Origin of the sequence: Micromonospora sp. DT228, assembly GCF_049841595.1 — a bacterium.
GTDB lineage: Bacteria > Actinomycetota > Actinomycetes > Mycobacteriales > Micromonosporaceae > Micromonospora.
This window is the reverse complement of record NZ_JBNCKO010000018.1, coordinates 134,186-150,465: the sequence shown is the minus strand read 5'-3', so window position 1 is coordinate 150,465 and position 16,280 is coordinate 134,186. Positions and strand designations below refer to the sequence as shown.

The following is a 16,280-nucleotide window of genomic DNA, read 5'->3' as shown; positions in this document are numbered from 1 at the left end:
GGCAGCAGCGCGATGGGGATCACCGCCCGTGGGATCGGGCTGCTCGTCGCCGCCGTGGTGCTGCTGGGGACGGGTTTCCGGTTCGCGTACCCCGAGTTGACGTTGCTGGGCGCGGCGGCCGGGGCGGCCGTCGGCTACGCCGCGCTGGTCGCGGCCTGGCGGCCCCGGCTGACGGTGACCCGCCACGCCGATCCGGACCGGGTGGCGCGTGGCGAGCCGGCGAGCATGACGTTGACCGTGCGCAACGCGGGCCGGCTGCGGTCGGCGAACCTGTTGGCCGAGGACCGGTGCGGGGAGCGCGGCGTGCCGGTGCCGGTGTTGCGTCTGCGGCCCGGCCGGGACACCGAGGTCCGCTACGACGTGCCGACCCACAGGCGTGGGGTGGTGCCGGTGGGGCCGCTGCGGGTGACCCGGCGCGATCCGCTGGGGTTGGTGGCGTTGGCCCGCCCGTACGGCGCGGCGGTGCCGGTCTGGGTCTACCCCCGGGTGCACCCGCTGACGGCGGTGCCACGCGGTGCCGGGCGCAGCCTCGACGGCCGGGTGGACGGGGTGCCGCACGGTTCGATCACGTTCGACTCGCTGCGGGAGTACGTGGTCGGCGACGAGCTGCGTCGGGTGCACTGGCGGACCAGCGCCCGGGTGGGTGAGCTGATGGTACGGGAGAACGTGGACACCAGCCTGCCGCACCTGATCGTGCTCGTGGACAACCGCGCCGCCGCGCACCCGCAGCGGGTGGGTCAGGTGGCGGAGTCGTTCGAGTCGGCCTGTGAGGCGGCGGCGTCGATCGTCAGCGCCGCGCACCGCGCCGACCTACCGGTGGTGTTGCTGTTCGCCAGCGGGGAGCCGGCCGCGCCGGGCGGGGTGCCGGAGGGTGGCTCGGCGCTGGGTCCGCTGGACCGGCTCGCCGCCGCCGAACTCGCCGACGCCGACGACGCGGTCCGCGCGGCAACCACCCGGCTGCGCCAGGACCGGCTCGGTGACACGTTGATCTTCCTGACCGGGCCGGGTGGGCGGGACGACCTGGGGCACGTCGGGGCGCTGCGGGGGGCGTACCCGTCGGTGGTGGTCGGGGTGTTCGGCGCGGCCGAGCCGACGCCGCCGGGCGCGGCCGGCCTGGTGGTGGTCGACGCGGCGGACGGCGCGCAGTTCGCCGCCGAGTGGGACGGGGTACGCCGGTGGTGACGGGCGCCGTTCGGGTGCTGCGGGCGGCGGTGGTCCCGCTGGCGCTGATCGGGTTGACCGCGCTCGCCGGGGTGGTGCTGGGCCGGGTGTACGCGGGGGGCCTGCTGACCGGGTTGGTCGTCGGTGCGGCGGCCGGTTCGGTGCTGGTCAGCGTGGCCGCCCGTCGGTTGCCGTCCTGGCTGGTGGCACCGGTGTCGGTGGCCGCGATGGTCGGCTGGACACTGTGGTCGCTGCGGCTGGCCGCCGACCGGGCCGCGCTTCCGGGCGGTCTGCTGGAGATCACCGGCGACGCCGCGCGCAACGGTATTCCGCGGCTGCTGACCGCGATGATCCCGGTGGAGCCCACCCCGGACACGGTGCTGGTGCCCGTGGTCGCCGCCTGGCTGGCCGGGCTGGCCGGCGCGGAGGTCGCGCTGCGCACCGGCCGGGTGCTGCTGGGCTACCTGCCGGCGGCGGGGCTCTACGCCGCCGCCCTCTACGTGGTGGGCCCGAATGCCGCCCCGGCGGTCGGGGTGACGGTGGCGTTCGTCGCGGTCGCGGCTGTCGGTCTGGCGGCCCCCACCGGTGCGGCGTCGGCTCCCGCCGAGCTGGCCCCTCGGGTACGCGCGGCGGTGCGGCTGCGGCTGGCCACCAGCGCGGCGCTCGGGGTGGCGCTCGTGGTCGGGCTGGTCGCGCTGCTCGGACCGACGGTCGCCGACCAGGTCGACGGGCGGCCGGTGGACCCGCGCCGGTACGTGGAGCCGCCGCAGGTGCAGACACTCGACGAGAACCCGCTGATCCGGATCTCCGGCTGGGCGCTGCGCCCGGAGCAGAAGCTCCTCGACGTGAGCACCGAGCGCGCCGGTGTCTCACCTCAGGTGTCCGATGGCGTCCCGCCGGGGGCCGAGCCGGCCGGCGACGCCGGTGGCGGTGCGCGGATCCGGTTGGCCGTGCTCAGCGACTACGACGGGGTGACCTGGCGGGTCGGCGCGACGTACCGCAACGCTGGGCGCATCCTGCCGGCCGCCGCCCCGTCCCGCGACAGCACTGTGGAGACGGTCCGCCAGCAGATCACCGTGGCGGAGTTGAGCGGTCGGCTGCTGCCCGCGGTGGCGACGCCCCGGGAGGTCAGCGGCGCGCGGGTGGCGTACGACCCGGCGAGCGGGACGTTGATCCGGCCGGAGGGGTTGACGCCGGGGCTGCGGTACGCGGTGACCTCCGCCGAGGAGCGGCCGGACCCCAACCTGTTGACAAGTGCGAACGTGCCCGCCGGTGCGGAGGTGGCCCGGGTGCTGCGGGTGGCCGACGGGGTGCCCGACCCGATGCGCCGGCTGGCCGCGCAGCTCGCCGAGGAGAACGGCGCGCCGTACGCGCGGGCGCAGGCGATCGAGCAGTTCCTGGCCGAGCACTACCGGGTGGTGGCGGACGCGCCGAGCGGGCACGCGTACCCGAATCTGGGTTTCTTCCTCTTCGGTCCCCGGACCGGCGGCGGGCAGGAGGGCACGTCGGAGCAGTTCGCGGCTGCGTTCGCGGTGCTCGGCCGCCTGTCCGGGCTGCCGACCCGGGTCGTGGTGGGTTTCCGGGCCGGCAAGCAGGGGCCGGTGCTCGCCGGTGACGCGTTCGCCTGGCCGGAGGTGCTCTTCGACGGGCTGGGTTGGGTGCCGTTCCACCCGCTGCCCCGCCCGAACGAGGAGCCGAGGCCGGTGGAGGAGGATTTCCGCCCGGCACCTGCGGATCCACCGCCGTCGGAGGCGCCCGCGCCGACCGTGGAGCCGAGCGCGTCACCGGAGCCGGTCGCCGCCGGTGACGGACCGCCCGGCCGGGCTGGTGTGTCCACGCCGCTGCTTGTCGCTGGCGGCAGCGGTGGCCTGGTGCTGCTGGTGGGGGCGCTGCTGCTCACCCTGCTGGCGATGCGCCGCTCGCTCACCCGCGCCCGGCTCGGTCGGGGCGACCCCGGCCAACGCATCGCCGGCGCCTGGCGGGAGGTCACCGACGCGCTCCGGCTGGCCGGCCGCCCGGTCGGGGACGACCTGGCCGCCACCGAGGTCGCCGGACACGCCCGCCAGACCCTCGCCGACGCCCGTGCGGGGATGACCGCCGACAGCACGACCGCAGACGGTACGACCGACGGGCCGGCCGTCGACGATCTGGCGGCCCTGCTCAACCAGGTGGGCTTCGCCCCGGGCGCCGCGACGCCCGACCAGGCCGCCCGCGCCGCCGAGGTGGCGATGGCCTACGTGCACACCCTTCGCTCCGCGCGTCCCTGGTGGCGTCGCCTCCTCTGGTCGGTGCACCCCACTCCCCTGCGCCGCGCCCGCCGGTCCCCGCGGTGATCACGAGCTGTGCGTCGACTGCGGCCCGAACCTGACGCGAACTTCTTGATCACCGGCGCGGGTCCCGGAGGCCGAAACACGGTGGCGGTCTGATCCCGCGACGCTGAGGATCAGGGGGTGGATCAGCACACGAGCGACATCGTCGACTACTACACGGTGCGCTACCGCGAGGACCTGCGCCTGTCCGCCCGGCCGCAGGCCCGACTGGAGTGGATCCGCACGATTGAGCTGCTGCGGGATCTCCTGCCCGGCCCGGGTGCCCGGGTGCTGGACATCGGTGGGGGCACCGGCGAGTACGCGCGGGCTCTGGTGGACGCCGGCCACCAGGTCCGCCTGGTCGACCTGGTGCCGAGCCACGTGGCGCAGGCCCGCGCCGGACAGCCTCCGGTCGAGGCGGAGGTCGGCGACGCTCGTGCGCTGCCCGATGCCGACGGGGTGTACGACGCCGCGCTGCTCCTGGGCCCCCTCTACCACCTGGTGCGCCGCGTCGATCGACTACAGGCTCTACGGGAGGCCGTCCGGGTCACGCGTCCCGGCGGTCACGTCGTGGCCGCTGTCATCTCACGCTTCGCCGGCCCGCTGGACTTCGCGGCCACCGGGCGACTGGACCGGAGGCTGCTCGACGAGGCCAGGGCGCTGCTCACCGACGGCGTCAACGACGCACGGATCGGTTTCACCCATGCCTATTTCCATCGCATCGAGGAGATCACCGACGAGTGTTCGGCCGCCGGGCTGACCGACGTCGTCGTACACGGGGTGGAGGGGCCGGCGTGGACCGCGGCGGAGGCGGCGGTGGGCGGACCGGCACCGGACACGGTCTTCGCCGCGGCGTTGGAGCTCGCCCGGCTCTACAGCAGCGAGCCGGCGCTGATCAGTTCGAGTGCCCATCTCCTCGCCGCCGGACGCGTCCCACTGCCCTAACGCGTCAGGCGGCGGATGAGTTTGCGCATGCCGGCCTGCCAGCCGTCCGGGTCTTCGGCGCGGCGGCGGGCGTAGTCGGCGACCTCCGGGTGCGGCAGGATCAGGAAACGTTCCTCGGCCAGCCCGGCGATCGCCGCCTCGGCGACCTGGTCGGGCGTGAGGACCGCCCCGGACGCGGCGACCACCCGGGCACCGAGATGACCGCTGACGATCCCGTCGGTGAGCATCGGAGTGTCCACCCCCTGCGGGCAGAGCGCGCTGACCCGGATGCCCCGGTCCCGGTAGGTGATGGCGAGCCACTCGGCGAACCCCACCGAGGCGTGCTTCGTCGCGGTGTAGGCGGCATCGCCCACCGCGGTCAGCACGCCCGCCGCCGAGCAGGTGTGCAGCAGGTGACCGCCACCCCGGGCGAGCATCCCGGGCAACACCGCGCGGGCCGAGTAGACGTGGGCGAGCACGTTCACCCGCCACGCCCGGTCCCAGCCGGCGTCGTCGACCTCCACTCCCCCGCCGGTGGTCACTCCCGCGTTGGCGCAGAACAGGTCGATCCGGCCGTAGCGCTCCTCGGTGTCGGCCACCAGGTCGCGTACCTGCTCCTCGTCGGTGACGTCGAGGGCGATGGCGTGCGCGACCGGGCCGATGCCCTCGGCCACCGCGTCCGCCGCGGCCGCGTCCAGGTCGGCGACCACCACGGCGGCGGCCCCCTCCGCGGCGAAGCGGCGGGACAGCGCCGCGCCGATGCCGCCGGCCCCGCCGGTGACCACCACGATCCGGTCGGTGAGGTTCACGCGGACGCTCCCACGGTGTCGGCCCCCAACTGGGCGATGAGGTTGAGCAGCGCGGTCGCGCCGCCGGCGGTGATCTCCGGGGTGGGCAGCAGCGCCATGATCGGCACGTCGACACCGGCGTCGGCGTAACGGCGCACCTCGGCGCGGCACCGCTCCGGTGCGCCGTGCAACACCAACGCGTCGACCACGTCGTCGGGCACCGCCGCGTTGGCGCCGCGCCGGTCACCGGCGGCCCAGGCCGCCCACATGGGCCCGAGCGCCTCGTCCCGGCCGAGCCAGCGGTGGAACTCGGCGTACGCTCCGACGGTGAGGTAGCTGGTGATGAGCCGGCGGCCCAGCGCTCGGGCGTACGCGGCGTCCTCGGTGGGGCAGACGAAGATCCGGGCGGCGACCTCGAATCCGGCGCGCCGCTCGCCCAACTCGGCGAGGGCCCGCGGCACGTCGTCGGCGCTGAGCCAGTTGAGGATGACACCGTCGGCCTCCGCACCGGCCAGCCGGAGCATCCCCGGGCGCAGCGCGGCCAGCAGGATCGGCGGGGGCACCGCCGGCGGTTGTTCGAGCGTGAACCGGCGGATGGTGAACGTGTCGTAGGCCTCGTCGACGGTCTCGCCGCGCAGCGCGGCGCGCAGGAAGCGCAGCACGTCGCGGGTGCGGCGGAACGGCTCGTCGAACGGCACGGCGTTCCAGTCCCGCACGAGCACGGGTGAGGACGCGCCGATGCCGAGGGCGAACCGGCCCGGCGCGGCCTCGGCCAGCGCCGCCGCGCTCATCGCCAGCAGCCCGGGGCCCCGGGTGAAGGCCGGCGCGATCGCGGTGCCCAGTCGCAGGCCCGGCTGCCAGGCCGCGGCGAGCGCCAGCGGGGTGAACGCGTCGGTCCCGGCGACCTCGGACGACCAGACGTCGGTGAACCCGGCCTCGTCGAGGGCCGCATAGGCCGCGTCGTGGTGCGCCAGGGCGAGCCCGCCCAGCGGCACCGTCATGCCCCATCGATTCGTCACCGATCGATCGTGCCCGTTGACGGGGGTACGGGCAAGATCCCCGGGTTGGGCAGAATCGCCGGTTTCCGGTCGCCCGTGCCGGCGCGGATGCTACGACTTCGAGGTGGACCGGACCAACGGCGCAGGCCGCTGACCATGGGTTCCGGGGCAGCGGGGCACCTGGAGCCGGCCAAACGCGACCCGGGCCGGGCGACCTTCCTCGAACTCTTCTTCGACCTGGTGTACGTCTTCGCGCTCACCCGGATCTCGGCGCGCGCGTTCGAGGACCTGACCGACGGGCCGGCTCGGGAGCACGTCATGGCGGCGATCACCGGGAGCGGCAAGACGTTGCTGCTGCTGCTCGCACTCTGGTCGGTCTGGCAGGGCACCGCGTGGACGACGAGCCGCTACGACCCCTACCGGGTGCCGCTGCAGACCGTGGTGATCACCGCGTTGGTGTGCAGCATGCTGCTCGGGGTGGCGATCCCCCGGGCGTTCAGCGAGACCGCGCTGATGTTCGCGGTGGCGTACGTGGTCGCGCAGGTGGCCCGACCGGTGATCCTGTCGCTCGCGTTGGGGGCCCACCCGTACCGCCGGCTGAAGGTCCGCATGGCCGTGGTGTTCTCCGTCAGCGGGGTCCTCTGGATCACCGGGGCGCTGCTGCCCACCAACATGCAGGTCACGCTCTGGACGGCGGCGCTGTTCCTCGAGTACCTGGCCGCCCGGTGTGGCTGGCCGGTGCCGGGGCTGGGTCGCTCGACGATCTCCAAGTGGGAGATCGCCGGGGAACACCTGGCGGAGCGGTACCAGCAGTTCTTCCTCGTCGCGCTCGGCGAGACGATCCTGGTGGCGGGTTTCGCGTACAGCGAGGGACCGTACGAGTCGGGGCACGTGTGGGCGTTCGCGCTCGCGTTGGCCACCTCGATCCTGCTGTGGCGTATCTACGTGCAGCGGGCCGGGCGGATTCTGGGCGAGGCGGTGGTGAAGGCCCGGCACCCCGCCACCATCGGCCGGTCGGCGGCCGACACCCACCTGGTGATGGTGGTCGGTCTCGCGGCCACCGCGATCGGCTACGAGCTGATCATCCAGCATCCGCTGGAACAGATCCCGGGGCCGTGGCTGGCCATGGCGCTCGGTGGCCCGGCCCTGTTCCTGGCCGGGCGGGCCCGCCTGGAGTACGAGGTGTTCGCGCGCGTGTCCCCGTCCCGGTGGATCGCACTGCTGGTGTTGGCGGCGTCGGCGGTGCCACTGCTGTTCCTGCCCGGTGTGGCGGCGAGCGCGGTCGGGGTGCTGGTGTTGGCCGTCGTCGTGGTCGTCGACGCCCGCCGGGCGCACGGCGCCCCACCGGAGGCCGCCGCGCCACCCTTCTGAGCCAGCACGGCCCGACGACACACGCCCTAGGCTCGGCGGGTGACCTTCTCGCTCGTCGCCCGTTCCGCCGACGCCCGCCTGCACGGCGTCGTCGTCGCCAGCAAGTTCCTCGCCGCCGGGGCGCTGGTGCCGGCTGCCGCCGCCGAGGTCGGCGCGCTTGCCACCCAGGCGCACGTCAACCTCGCGTACCGTCCGCAGGGCCTCACCCTGCTGCGCACCGGGGTGACCCCGGCCGACGTGGTGGCCGGGCTGGTCGCCGCCGACCCCGAGCGGGAGCACCGCCAGCTCGGCGTGGTGGGCGTCGAGGGACCGGGCGCCACGTGGACCGGGCCGGCCTGCCACCCGTGGGCGGGTGGGCGGACCGGCGACGGTTGGGCCGCGCAGGGCAACGTGCTCACCGGCCCGGAGGTCGTCGACGCGCTTGGCGACGCCTGGCTGGCCGGGTCGGCGCTGCCGTTCGCCGAGCGGCTGGTCGCCGCGTTGCGGGCCGGCGACGAGGCCGGCGGCGACCGGCGGGGCCGGCAGAGCGCCGGGCTGCTGGTGGTCGAGCGCGGCGGCGGGTACGGCGGCACCAGCGACGTGCTCGTCGACCTTCGGGTGGACGATCACCCGGACCCGGTCGCCGAGCTGGGTCGGTTGCTCGCCGTGCACACCATGCTGTTCAGCCGGCCCGACCCGGCCACCCTGCTCGACCTCAGCGGCGCGGTCGCCGACGAGGTGGCGGCGTTGCTCGCCGCGCTGGGCCATCCGGTGGCCGACGGCGGCACGGAGGCGGCGTTGGTCTCCTGGGCGGGGCTGGAGAACCTGGAGGAGCGGCTGGTGCCGGGGCGGATCGACCCGGTGGTGCTGACCCACCTGCGCGGCGTTGCCCCGCACGTCCCCGCACCCCGCGCCGCGAGCTGACCGGCACCGCACGAACGGTGACCGATGCCCCCGGTGGGCGGGTCAGCGGCCGAAGGTGAGCCAGCGGAAGCCTGCGGCGTCGATCGCGGACCGCTCCGGGACGGTCAGCGCCGCCCGTCCGGTGGTCTTGCGGATCAGGGTCAGCTGGTCCCAGCGCAGCCCGGCGGGCGCCGGTCTGCCCCCGGTGAGCAGGTCGGCGATCACCTCGGCCGCCGGTGGGGTGAGCCAGGCCGGCCGGCCCAGCGCGGCGGCCAGGTCCAGGCCGTGCACGCCCACCTCGACGACCCGGGTCCGCAGGAACTCGGTGACGCCCATCGCGTCGCCGTGCCGGGTCCGTACGACGCGGCCGGGCGGCGCGGCGGCGACCGCGGCGTCGGTGGCCCGCCAGGCGCTGTCGAACTCGGTCGCCAGCGCCGCCCGGTCTACCGGCAGCGCGTCGCGGCGGGCTCCGGCGATCCGGTCGGCGTCGACAGGCGGGGTGAACCTCGCCAGGCCGAAATAACCGGCGGCGTCGACCTCGGCGCGGGGCGGGGCCGGCGCGGCGAGCATGTCGGTCAGCCGGCCGACTCCGGTGCGAACATGTGCGACCAGCTCCCGGACCGTCCACGGTGGGCAGTCGGTGGGCCGGTCCAGGTCGGCGTCGACAAGCTCGGCGAGGATCTCGGTGAGCCGCGCGCACTCCGCGACGAACGCCCTGCCGACCGGGTCCATCGGTCCGCTCAGCCCTTGACCCTGGGCACCAGCCGGTGCACGACGGTGAGCACCAACGCCATCACCACCGCCATCGTGCCGGCGATCCCGGTGGCGCTGCCCGCGTACGCGACGAACAGGGGTTGGCGGCTCAACTCGTCCGGGCCGGTGTCGCGCAGGCCGACGAGCCAGGTGAGGCACAGCCCGCAGGCGACCAGGGCGAGCACCCCGGCCCCCCCGAGCACCAGCGCGACCGTACGGTGCGCGTCGCCGGGAGCGACCTCGGCCTGCTCCCGCTGGGTGATCAGCAGGACCAGCCCGGCCAGCGCCGCCCAGACACCCACCACCAGGTACGCGGCGATCGCGTCACTGGGTCGGTGCCAGCCGGCGGAGAGGGTGGCGACGCCGGCGGTGGCGGCATAGGCCGCGGCGAGGAAGGCACCGACCGCCCGCACCTTGGCCGGCAACACGAGCACCAGCGCGACAGCCACCGCCGCGGCCACCGTGGTGTGCCCGCTGGGCAGGCTGTTGCCCACCCCGGCGCGCTCGGGGTCGACGCCGTAGTCGGGCCGGTTCAGCCCGTACTTCAGCAGTTGGGTCGAGACGTTCGCCCCGGCGATCAGGAGGGTCGCGGTGATCGCCAGGGCGATCCGTCCGCGGATCAGCGCGATGAACCCGATCATCGCGGTGGCGGCGAGGAGGGAGACCACCGACATCGCGTTGAGGATCCGGTCGACGGGACCCTCGATGGTGTCCTGCCCGATCCGGTTGCCGGTGAGGGCGACGGTGTCCACCCACTGGCCGATCTCGGTGTGCAGGGCCACCCGCCACACGGCGAGGAAAGCGGCCGTCTGGACAAGGGCCAGAACGACCAACCAGACCGCGGTCCAACCCCGTGCCGTCGCGCGCATCCGCACACCGTAGCGGCAGGTGTCGGACTGCCGACCGGTGGCCCGCCGCCCGCCGACGGTTAGGTTGTGCCAGAGCGAGGAGGCGGCGATGGGCGGAACACCCGAGCACGGCGGTGGCCAGGCCACACCCGGTCCGGACCAGCGGATGGGCCCCGACGGGCGGGCGCGCGCCGAGTCGCTCGCGGACCTGTTGGGCGGGCGGGGCGGGGCCGTCGACGCCACCCTGCCACCGCTCGCGTTCGCGGCGGGCTGGCTGCTGGGCGGCGAGTCGCTGTGGGGTGGGATCGGCGCGGCGCTGGCCGTGGGCGCGACGGTGGCCGGCGTACGGCTGCGCCGGGGTGACCGGCCGCGCTCGGTGCTCGTCGGTCTGCTGGCCGTCTGCGTCGCGGCGCTGATCGCGGTGCGCACCGGCCGGGCCGAGGACTTCTTCCTCATTCAGGTGCTGTCCAACGCCGCCAGCGCTCTCGCCTGGGCGGTCAGCATCGTGGTGCGCTGGCCGCTGCTCGGTGTGGTGGTCGGTGGGGTGCTGGGCCAGCGCACCCGGTGGCGGCGCGACCGGGCGCTGCTGCGCGGCTACGGCCGGGCGAGTTGGGTGTGGACGGCGACCTACCTGGTGCGGCTGGCGGTGTTCGTGCCGCTGTACCTGGGTGGGCAGGTGCTCGCGCTGGTGGTGGCCCGGGTGGCCTTGACCTGGCCGCTGGTCGCCGCGGCGCTGGCGGTGAGCTGGGTGGTGTTGCGGCGGTCGTTGCCGGCCGGGCACCCCGGTCTGCGTCATCCGGTCGGCGCGGAGACGCCGGCGCCGCCGGGCTGAACCAGGGCCGAGCAGGGGCGCTGCGGGCAAAAAGTGGAGAGGCCGCCACGGGGGGAGCGGCCTCTCCGGTGACGTACGTTACTCCGTTCCGGACCTCGGCGTGATCCCGTGACGGCCCGAATTTCTGGGCTTTTTCGCGGTTGGCTCCAGTCCGGGCGGTGGGGTGGGCCAGCCGATCCGCTGCGTCGGCCAGATGGCCGGCCCACCCCGGCCTGACCGTGGGTGTCAGGCCGTCCGCCGGCCGGGGTCCGTCGTTCCTCGGACCCCGGGCCGGATCCCGGGATGGGCGGTCCACGCCGCCCATCCCGGGTCGTCGTCAGCCGTTCGGGAACAGGCTGCCGTAGTCGGCGTACGCCATGGCGACGTCAGCCTGTGCCCAGAACCGGTGGTAGTTGAAGCTGGGCTCCGCGCCACCGTCCAGGTACGCCTGCACCTTCGGCCAGTCCGGGTCGTTCTTGTAGAAGGACCGGAGGTCCAGGAAGCTCTTGCCGGCGGCGATGGTGTCGCCGTTCGGCATCTTCCCGGTCCAGCCCGGCGGGACGTAGACGCCCTGCCCGGTGGAGGCGTTGTAGGTGTCGTCGAAGCGCCGGTAGTCGCCACGCTTCTCGGTGGTGGAGACACCCTTGGCGTCGGCGGCGGCGGACAGCCCGTCGAGCAGACCCTTGGCGGTGGTCTTGGCCGCCGCGTTGCCCGACTTGGAGGCGTACGCGATCAGGATCCGGGCGTAGGCGGCGGCGACGCCGACGTCCTGGCCCTTGCTGATCACCTCGACGTGCAGGTTGGTGTTGGGCTGCGGGCTGGACGGGTTCCAGGTGGTCGGCTGACCGGTCCACGCCATGTCCGACGGGATCGACCAGTTGGTGCCGAGCGTGGTGTTGGCGATCGCCCACGGCACCCACTTGTCCAGCAGCGCCTTGGCCTTCGCGTTGCCGGTCTGCAGGTACAGCTCGGCGATCCGCTGCATCGACCAGGCCTGCATGCCGAACCACTGGTTGGACGGCGGGTCGTTGTAGACCGGGTCGACGTCGTAGAACATGCCGTAGAAGGTGCTGGTGCCGGCCGGCGGCTGGGCGTAACTGCCGTCCCAGCTGTTGGTGGCGCCACCGGCGATGCCGCCCTCGGCGGACTGCAACCAGGTGTAGAACTCCAGCTGCCGCTCGAAGCTCTTGGTCCAGTCGGAGACCGCGGTCGACGACTGCGGCTTGAGCTCCGGGGTGTTCGTCAGCGCCCAGGCCGCGAACGGGTTCTGGTAGCCGAAGTGGTTGTGGCTGGAGCCGATCCGCCAGGACCAGTTCTGGCTGGCGTCGTACGCGCCGCCCCAGGCGTAGTACCAGGACAGCAGGTAGTGGGCCGAGTCCCGGCCGGTGCCGGCGGGGCAGGTGCTGGCCCCGACGCAGTTGCCGATCTTCTTGAAGTACTTGTCGAACATCGCGTACCGCAGGTAGTCGCCCATCTTGGCGGCCTTGGTGATGGTCGCCGCGACGTCAGCCTGCTTGTTCTGCGCCTTGGCCCAGGTCAGCGCCCAGTATGCGGCCTGCACGGCGCGGGCGTCGGCGTCCGGGGCGTTCGTGTACTTCCACTGCTTGGCGGGGGCGCCGGTGTCCTTGACGAACAGGTCGAGGTAGCCGTACTGACCGCCGTGCTTGAAGGTGTCGCAGGAGGGCTGCGGGATGGTCTCCCACACCGACTCCTGGGTGCCCCGCTGGAAGGTGTTGATGTAGGCCGGCTTGGTGGTGCCGTCGCCGCAGCGACCGAAGCCGTAGGTGTTGTCGACGTCCATCAGCCAGTGCATGCCGTAGATGTCACCGGTGCCGTAGGTCGACTGCAGCTCCGAGCGGAGCGGGTCCTGCCCGACCGAGATGTTCGGGTTCAGCGCCGAGGGGTACTGGCTGGGCAGGTTGTACTCCGCCGCGTACTGCGGGGTGCCCGCGGAGCCGGCGGTCGGCTGGTCGGCGTGCGTCGGGATGATGTACTTCTCCATCACCGTCCAGGCGTTGTTGAACGGCGCCCAGTTCTGGGTGACGCGCCCGTAGTTCGCCTCCAGCCAGAGCCAGAAGCTGAACGCCTCGGAGGTCGTCTCGTGCCCGTGGTCGGGCGCCTCGACGATGAGCGTCTCCACCGAGTGGTACGGCACGCCCTCGGGGCTGAAGTAGCCCGAGTTCTTGATCTTGCCGTACTGCTCGAGGAACTTCGCGATGTAGGTGTTGTCGCCACCTGGGGTGTCGTTGTCGATCTCGGTGGCGGTGACCGCCAGCGAGGCGAGACCGGTGGCGGCGGCGGTGATGGTGGCGGCGCCGCCCAGGGTGTCGGTGTCCTCCGCCGCGGCGACCGTGACGGTGACCCCGGTGTTCCAGTTGCTCGGGGTCAGCGTGGCGGTGGCCGGCGAGACGGTGATGTCGGCGTCACCGGTGGGGGTGAGGGTGACCGGCACGTTGGCCGTCGGCGCGGCGCTGAGCTTCAGGTTGAAGGTGGAGGTGCCACCCTCGCTGACGCTCACCGCGGACGGCGTGGCGACGAGTGTCGGGCCGCTGGCGGCGCCGACGGTGAACGCCTTCTCGTCGACCCCGATGCCGTTGGCGTTGTCGTATGCCTTGGCCTGGACGGTGTAGCTGCCGGCCGGCAGGTCCTCCTGCGTGTACGCGTACGGCGCGGAGGTGTCGGTGTTGATCAGCAGGCCGTTGCGGTAGAACTCGACCTTGCTGATCGTCCCGTCCGGGTCACTGGCGGTGGCGGTCAGCGGCACGTCGGCCGGCGCGGTGAACGGCCCGCTCGGCAGGCCGAGGGAGACCGTCGGCGGCTGGTTCGCCGGGGTGCCGTTGCACGGGGTGCCGTTGAGCGTGAACGAGGTGGGCTTCGGGTTGCTGCCCGCGTGGGAGCCGTTGAAGCCGATGGTGGTGGAGGCACCGGTGGCGAGGTTGCCGTTGTACGACTCGTTCGTCGCGGTGACCGCGCTGCCGGACTGGCTGAACCTGGCCGACCAGCCCTGGGTGACCCGCTGGCTGCTGTTCGGGAAGGTCCACTTGAGCGTCCAGTTGCTGACCGCGTCGCCCAGGTTCTTGATCGTCACGTTGGCGGTGAAGCCGGTGTTCCAGTCGTTGGTCGCGTAGACCACGTCGCAGGCGGGCGCGGCCTGTGCGGCGCCGGCGGGCAGGGTCACCCCGCCGGCGGCGAGCGCGACGGCAGCGATGATCGCCACGCGACGGCGTCTTGCCAGTTGTCTCATGTGCGCGGTGTCTCCTCGGACCAGGCCGGGACGGTCCCCGGCGAAGGCGCCTGCCCGCGAGGGTGGTGGTCCGCGGGAGATTCGAGGCGCCGGGAAGGTGGTCTCCCCCGGGCCCGGCCGGGGTAGGGCGGTGTGCGGCCCGCACGGGAGGGGGTCCCGCCGGCTGCGATCGGGGTGACCGTGACCGGGATGGTGCTGCCGGCTGCCCTCGGTGAACCCGCGCTCACGCGATGTGGCTCCTGTCGCGTTGAATCGACAGTCTGCCATGGAAGCGCTCCCACAACAAGCGCAGACGCCACTCGTTCAGCTCGTTGTTTCGATCTCGTTTTGGGTCTTTCACAAAGCCGTGACGGGCGTTACAGTCGCAACATCGGTCGATGGGAGCGCTTCCATCGACAAGGTTCCAACAAGAAGATCGCTAGGGTCGTTTCTGACGGGCCTGGCGAACCAGCCCGAGGGCCGACGACGGGCCAGCCCGGACGCCGTCGTCAGCCATCGTCCCGCCTTACGGAGGGAGGTGGAACCAGAGCCACTCGCGTGGCCCGGCTCCCGCGCGACACGCACGGCAGGACCCAAATCTCGCCCGTGTGTGTGCAGTTACGGTGGGGACGGGGGTTGCCCTCCCCCGTCCCCACACTAAACCCCCGTACACGATGGGAAAAGAGGCCGACGGGACAGGCGCGCCGCGCCGCCCGGCGGCCTCGTTCGCTGTCTGGGGCCCCCAACCGCCTCGACCCGCCATCGCCGGCCGCCATGACGGTCAGCTGACCGGGCCGGCCGCCCCTGGCCTATTCTGGGAGCGCTCCCGAATCTCGGCGGTGGCCCCGTATCCACGAGGAGAATCCATGTCGATACCTACCGGGCCCGCCGGCCCACTGCGCTTCCCCGACAACTTCGGTTGGGGCGCGGCCACCTCGGCGTACCAGATCGAGGGCGCCGCCAAGGAGGACGGGCGCGGCGAATCCGTCTGGGACACCTTCAGTCGCGTCCCGGGCAGCACCCGTAACGGCGACACCGGCGACGTGGCCGCCGACCACTACCACAGGTACGCCGAGGACCTCGACCTCATGCGCGACCTCGGGCTGCGCAGCTACCGCTTCTCCATCTCCTGGCCACGGATCCAGCCCGACGGCAGCGGCCTGCCCAACCAGCGCGGGCTCGACTTCTACCGCCGGCTCATCGACGGCCTGCACGAGCGCGGCATCGCCCCGATGGCCACCCTGTTCCACTGGGACCTCCCGCAGGCGCTGCAGGACGCCGGCGGCTGGGAGTCGCGCGACACCGCCCACCGCTTCGCCGACTACGCCGACGTGGTCTTCCGCGCCCTGGGCGACCGGGTGCCGGCGTGGCTCACCATCAACGAACCCAAGACCGTGGTGCAGAACGGCTACCTCACCGGCCACCACGCCCCCGGCCGACAGGACCCGGACGCCGCCTACCTGGTCGCCCACCACCTGCAGCTCGCGCACGGGCTGGCCGTCGGCACGCTGCGGGCCAGCGGCAGCGACAGCCGGATCGGCCCCGCGCTCAACCTGCACCCCTGCTACCCCGCCGACGACTCCGCCCAGGCGGCCGCCGCGGCCCACCTCTACGACGGCTACGAGAACCGCCTCTACCTCGACTCCGTGCTCCGGGGCAGCTACCCGGAGGACCTGCTGGCCGACCTGGGCCCGCAGAGCCGGATGGTCCGGGGCATCCGCGACGGCGACCTGAAGATCATCTCGGCGCCGATCGACCTGCTCGCCGTGCAGTACTACACACCGATCTACGTCACCGGCGACGGCAGCACGGTGCGACGTTGGGCGACCACCGAGGCCGAGTGGCAGCAGATCTACCCCGAGGGGATGTACGACCTGCTGACCCGGGTCACCCGCGACTACGGCCCGATCCCCCTCACCATCACCGAGAACGGCCTGCCCACAGCGGACACCCTGACGGCGGACGACACCGTCCACGACGCGGGCCGGATCAGCTTCCTGCGCGACCACCTCACCGCCGTGCACCGGGCCATCGCCGCCGGGGTGCCGCTGGAGAGCTTCCACGTCTGGTCGCTGCTTGACAACTTCGAGTGGGACGCGGGATACGACCAGCGCTGGGGCCTTGTCTACGTGGACTACCCGACCCAGCGGCGCGTGCTCAAGAGCAGCGCCACCTGGTACCGCTCCGTCATCACCGACGGCGGCTTCTGAGC

The 16,280-nt window shown here is 73.3% G+C and carries 12 protein-coding genes; 7 read left to right on the top strand and 5 right to left on the bottom strand.

Features of this window, described 5'->3' with window-relative positions:
- Positions 1-12 precede the first annotated feature (12 nt).
- The 3 genes from ACLQ29_RS28980 (at position 13) to ACLQ29_RS28970 (ending at position 4,415) form a co-directional block, all read left to right on the top strand.
- Positions 13-1,182 (top strand): DUF58 domain-containing protein, encoded by a 1,170-nt coding sequence (locus tag ACLQ29_RS28980; protein ID WP_425774591.1) that lies wholly within the window; start codon positions 13-15, stop codon positions 1,180-1,182.
- The gene (locus ACLQ29_RS28975) at positions 1,179-3,494 is read left to right on the top strand and encodes a transglutaminaseTgpA domain-containing protein (RefSeq protein WP_425774590.1); all 2,316 of its coding nucleotides are present in this window, start codon (positions 1,179-1,181) and stop codon (positions 3,492-3,494) included. Before ACLQ29_RS28980 ends, ACLQ29_RS28975 begins: the two co-directional genes overlap by 4 nt.
- A 117-nt stretch (positions 3,495-3,611) precedes the next feature.
- The gene (locus ACLQ29_RS28970; RefSeq protein ID WP_425774589.1) at positions 3,612-4,415 is read left to right on the top strand and encodes a class I SAM-dependent methyltransferase; all 804 of its coding nucleotides are present in this window, start codon (positions 3,612-3,614) and stop codon (positions 4,413-4,415) included.
- On the opposite strand, the gene ACLQ29_RS28965 is transcribed toward ACLQ29_RS28970, so the two are convergent.
- On the bottom strand, positions 4,412-5,203 hold the full coding sequence (locus tag ACLQ29_RS28965) for an SDR family oxidoreductase (protein WP_425774588.1): 792 nt from the start codon (positions 5,201-5,203) through the stop codon (positions 4,412-4,414). The genes ACLQ29_RS28970 and ACLQ29_RS28965 overlap by 4 nt on opposite strands.
- Positions 5,200-6,183, bottom strand: coding sequence for an LLM class F420-dependent oxidoreductase (locus tag ACLQ29_RS28960; RefSeq protein WP_425760046.1), 984 nt, complete (start codon positions 6,181-6,183; stop codon positions 5,200-5,202). The genes ACLQ29_RS28965 and ACLQ29_RS28960 overlap by 4 nt, the downstream gene beginning before the upstream one ends.
- 153 nt (positions 6,184-6,336) lie before the next feature.
- Here ACLQ29_RS28960 and ACLQ29_RS28955 point away from each other — a divergent pair, with 153 nt between their 5' ends.
- Entirely contained in the window at positions 6,337-7,551 is a 1,215-nt protein-coding gene (locus ACLQ29_RS28955) for a low temperature requirement protein A (protein WP_425774587.1), read from the top strand.
- Between the two features lie 39 nt (positions 7,552-7,590).
- The gene (locus tag ACLQ29_RS28950) at positions 7,591-8,454 is read left to right on the top strand and encodes a DUF1028 domain-containing protein (protein ID WP_425774586.1); all 864 of its coding nucleotides are present in this window, start codon (positions 7,591-7,593) and stop codon (positions 8,452-8,454) included.
- A 42-nt stretch (positions 8,455-8,496) separates the two neighbouring features.
- On the opposite strand, the gene ACLQ29_RS28945 is transcribed toward ACLQ29_RS28950, so the two are convergent.
- Positions 8,497-9,165, bottom strand: coding sequence for a maleylpyruvate isomerase N-terminal domain-containing protein (locus ACLQ29_RS28945; RefSeq protein WP_425774585.1), 669 nt, complete (start codon positions 9,163-9,165; stop codon positions 8,497-8,499).
- 8 nt (positions 9,166-9,173) lie between these two features.
- Positions 9,174-10,061, bottom strand: a complete 888-nt coding sequence (locus ACLQ29_RS28940; protein ID WP_425774608.1) for a phosphatase PAP2 family protein — start codon at positions 10,059-10,061, stop codon at positions 9,174-9,176.
- Between the two features lie 82 nt (positions 10,062-10,143).
- Between ACLQ29_RS28940 and ACLQ29_RS28935 the strand changes: the two genes are divergently transcribed.
- Positions 10,144-10,866 (top strand): DUF3159 domain-containing protein, encoded by a 723-nt coding sequence (locus tag ACLQ29_RS28935; RefSeq protein WP_425774584.1) that lies wholly within the window; start codon positions 10,144-10,146, stop codon positions 10,864-10,866.
- A 316-nt stretch (positions 10,867-11,182) separates the two neighbouring features.
- Here ACLQ29_RS28935 and ACLQ29_RS28930 read toward each other — a convergent pair whose 3' ends face one another.
- Positions 11,183-14,089 (bottom strand): glycoside hydrolase family 48 protein, encoded by a 2,907-nt coding sequence (locus tag ACLQ29_RS28930; protein WP_425774583.1) that lies wholly within the window; start codon positions 14,087-14,089, stop codon positions 11,183-11,185.
- An 845-nt stretch (positions 14,090-14,934) separates the two neighbouring features.
- Between ACLQ29_RS28930 and ACLQ29_RS28925 the strand changes: the two genes are divergently transcribed.
- Positions 14,935-16,278 carry a GH1 family beta-glucosidase gene (locus ACLQ29_RS28925; protein ID WP_425774582.1) on the top strand — a complete coding sequence of 448 codons (1,344 nt, stop codon included), beginning with the start codon at positions 14,935-14,937 and terminating at the stop codon, positions 16,276-16,278.
- Positions 16,279-16,280 lie beyond the last annotated feature (2 nt).

What these genes read in the sequence shown, in the direction of transcription:
- ACLQ29_RS28980 (WP_425774591.1), top strand. Translation starts at nt 13, where the DNA reads ATGGGGATCACCGCCCGTGGGATCGGGCTGCTCGTCGCCGCCGTGGTG.
- ACLQ29_RS28960 (WP_425760046.1), bottom strand. Translation starts at nt 6,183, where the DNA reads ATGACGGTGCCGCTGGGCGGGCTCGCCCTGGCGCACCACGACGCGGCC.
- ACLQ29_RS28955 (WP_425774587.1), top strand. Translation starts at nt 6,337, where the DNA reads ATGGGTTCCGGGGCAGCGGGGCACCTGGAGCCGGCCAAACGCGACCCG.
- ACLQ29_RS28945 (WP_425774585.1), bottom strand. Translation starts at nt 9,165, where the DNA reads ATGGACCCGGTCGGCAGGGCGTTCGTCGCGGAGTGCGCGCGGCTCACC.
- ACLQ29_RS28935 (WP_425774584.1), top strand. Translation starts at nt 10,144, where the DNA reads ATGGGCGGAACACCCGAGCACGGCGGTGGCCAGGCCACACCCGGTCCG.
- ACLQ29_RS28930 (WP_425774583.1), bottom strand. Translation starts at nt 14,089, where the DNA reads ATGAGACAACTGGCAAGACGCCGTCGCGTGGCGATCATCGCTGCCGTC.
- ACLQ29_RS28925 (WP_425774582.1), top strand. Translation starts at nt 14,935, where the DNA reads ATGTCGATACCTACCGGGCCCGCCGGCCCACTGCGCTTCCCCGACAAC.